Origin of the sequence: Bacillus fungorum (genome assembly GCF_002746455.1) — a bacterium.
GTDB classification, from domain to species: Bacteria; Bacillota; Bacilli; order Bacillales; family Bacillaceae_G; genus Bacillus_A; species Bacillus_A fungorum.
Genome location: NZ_NWUW01000090.1, coordinates 1 through 2,935, shown reverse-complemented (window position 1 = coordinate 2,935; position 2,935 = coordinate 1). Strand labels below are relative to the sequence as shown.

Genomic DNA, 2,935 nt, shown 5'->3' with positions numbered 1-2,935 from the left:
TATCCTGCCATATTAAGAATCCCAGTATTTTTATCAAAGTTAGAGCCACCCATTTCCCCAATAATTTGTCCTTTTGTTACCATGGTTCCTGGTGCAACTGATATTTTACTCAAATGTAAGTAACGGGATACAATACCATTTCCATGGTCTACATAGACACCTAGACCACCACCGTTTACATTTCCTGTTTGGGTTGTTACAATACCTGCTTCCATCGACCACACTGGGTCTCCAGCTTTTCCAGCAGTCATAGCCCCAATATCTACTGCATTATGTTGTTTTCCATTACGAACCGCATCAAATGTATCTGTAATACGACCTGATTTCGTTGGCCATTTCCAACCTTTATCAGAAATCCATTCGCCATCCCCGGACGCTACGCAACCCAAATCCTTGTAAAATTTCAAAACTTTCGTAACGTATGTGTAGAGTAAACATCCAGCGCCTTATTACATTCCTGTGATAGGTTTCCAAATGTTCCTCCCCGAACCGGACTTACATCTCTCAATGTATCCGGCTCTCCATCTGTCTTCTGCATTTTATATCTCGCCCTTGTGTCTTTTCATATGACACTCTTTACAGAGTGCGATAGTCTTTCGATTTCTCGCTATCATTTGTTGTTCAAGATATGATTTATTTGACTTTGCTCGTAGATTCTTTAATCTCTTAATGTGATGCATATGTATCACAACATTGCTAGCTCTGCATAGTTCACATGTTTCCGCCTTGATTCTATCTGACAATTTAGTCGTACTCATTACATGCCGAGTATTTGGTAAAATGTCTGTTCCTTCTAGTGATAAATTTCTTGTCATTGGAAACTTTCTTTCAATGAAACGAACTTTATTCATTCCTTTCTTTGTCTCATACTGTACAGTAAATTGTCCGTACTTTTCGTATTTCTTTCGAATTTGTTTCGTACGTGTTCTGTATTTTGACGCAAAAGTTTTCAACATTGAATAATACATGAAATATGCAAAGCGGTGCATGTGATTGCTCACATTTTCAGCTAGTCGATAGTAATTGTATAACCCTCGAATTTCGCTATTATATTGCGTGATAATCTCTAAATCTTCGTTGTGTTGGAAATATCCTCTTGGCTGAGGTTTCCAAGTGCCATCTGCACACATTTTAATGGCCTGATACTTTTGAAGTTTCTTTATCCATGCCTCATGTGGCATTTTTAATTGAATTTTACCGTTAAGAACCCTAGAAGCTCTCCCAAGACTGTTAATGCGTGTTGCTTCACTTTTGAACACTTTAATTTCAAATCCTAGAAATTTAGCGTGTTTCTTGAAGGCATTTGTTATCAGAGTTTTTTCCATAGATAATTCTAGTTTTAGCTCTTCTTTCAAAAATGAAGCTATCTCATTTTTAATAAGAATTGCATCCTCTTTAGAACCTATTACTCCAATAAGAAAGTCATCCGCATATCTTACATATTTGAGCCTTCTATAATTTTCATCCATTGGATTATTATAAGGTGTTTGTAACAACTTCCCTTTCAAAACTTTGTGTTGTTCTTTTAGTTCCGTAATTCGTGTTACTTCTCCATTTAGATAGGCAGTATCGATTTTCTCTTGAATCTTCCGCACTTTATACTGTAAATTACTATACTCTTTATTTATTTGTCGCTTTTTCCCTGATTCAAATCTATCCTGATACTTTTTCATATAAGCATCTAATTCATTTAGATAAATATTAGAAAGTATTGGACTAATGATTCCACCTTGAGGCGCTCCACTATAGGTATTATGAAATTTCCATTCTTCTAAATATCCAGCTCTTAAGAATTTCCAGATCAACTCTATAAACGCCTCATCCTTTATTCTTCTTTTAAGAATTGTAACTAGAGTATGATGTTCAATATTGTCGAAAAATCCTTTAATATCTCCTTCGATAAACCATTTACTACCTGTAAATGTGCGCTTTATCTCTAATAACGCACTATGGCATCCCTTTCCTTTTCGGTATCCATGTGATGAACTAGAAAAGCTTGAATCGTATATTGCTTCTAGTATCATACGTATAACTTCTTGGACTAATTTATCATAAAAGCTAGGAATTCCTAACGGCCTTTTCTTGCCATTTTTCTTTTCAATATAGGTTCTTCTAGATGGATATGGTTGATAGCTTTTACTTTTTAAAACACTTATCAAGTCTTCCACTTCCTTCATAGAAAAACCATCAATAGACCTTTGGTCTACTCCTATCGTTAATGCGCCATCATTTTTACTTAGATTATCGTATGCTAATAAAAAGAAATCTGGGTTATATAAATTACGATAAAGTCTTGTATATTGATATTCCTTATTAAGACTCTTCGTTCGCAGATTGCTTAGTACTATTTTTGGACATTGCATAGTGCCTTTCGCACCTCCCCAATTTGGTAATAAGCTAACAGACTGCCTTCCTTCGCCCTGTACTAGGCTTTCCCTAGCTCTGACTACTACGAAGGCTCCGTTGTCATATTAGATATTCATGAGCCATACTTCTTGACTGTTACATCTTGAAGTTATCCTCAATAGCCTCGCAGGCATTCTAACTTAGACAATCCCCATTTAGTAAACAAGGAATTTGCACGTATAGTGTCGGATGTGACGTTCACACTTTTCTTCCATATAGAAGTGGGCAACAGATAACCCTATTCATATAAGATGACTCACACTATCTTTATGATATCTGTTGAATCTCGTTTATAAACATCTTTCGAGACTAGTTACGGTGGCCTCCCTTGTGCTATCATTCAAGCAGTTTAGCCTTCATCCTTATCTCTACTTTATATCTTGCCGCTCAGTCTTGACTTGATGTTTAGCCAACTTACGGCTTTCTTGGCATGCTGTTGTCCCCTTTCAGTTTCCCTCCAAGGTTAGCCAAGTGATACTAGGTCTTTTAGGGTTGACCTAACAGCTTGCAATCACCGTTTTTCCTTGCC

At 36.5% G+C, this 2,935-nt stretch carries 2 protein-coding genes and 1 pseudogene; all 3 read right to left on the bottom strand.

The window, feature by feature from the left end:
• Nucleotides 1–428: pseudogene (locus CO726_RS30620) on the bottom strand (M23 family metallopeptidase); the annotation flags it as partial.
• The gene (locus tag CO726_RS32920) at nucleotides 404–538 is read right to left on the bottom strand and encodes a hypothetical protein (RefSeq protein WP_281259867.1); all 135 of its coding nucleotides are present in this window, start codon (nucleotides 536–538) and stop codon (nucleotides 404–406) included. The pseudogene CO726_RS30620 and the gene CO726_RS32920, both read right to left, overlap by 25 nt.
• 1 nt (nucleotide 539) lies before the next feature.
• Nucleotides 540–2,363 carry a reverse transcriptase/maturase family protein gene (locus CO726_RS30615; protein ID WP_099686794.1) on the bottom strand — a complete coding sequence of 608 codons (1,824 nt, stop codon included), beginning with the start codon at nucleotides 2,361–2,363 and terminating at the stop codon, nucleotides 540–542.
• Nucleotides 2,364–2,935: the final 572 nt, after the last annotated feature.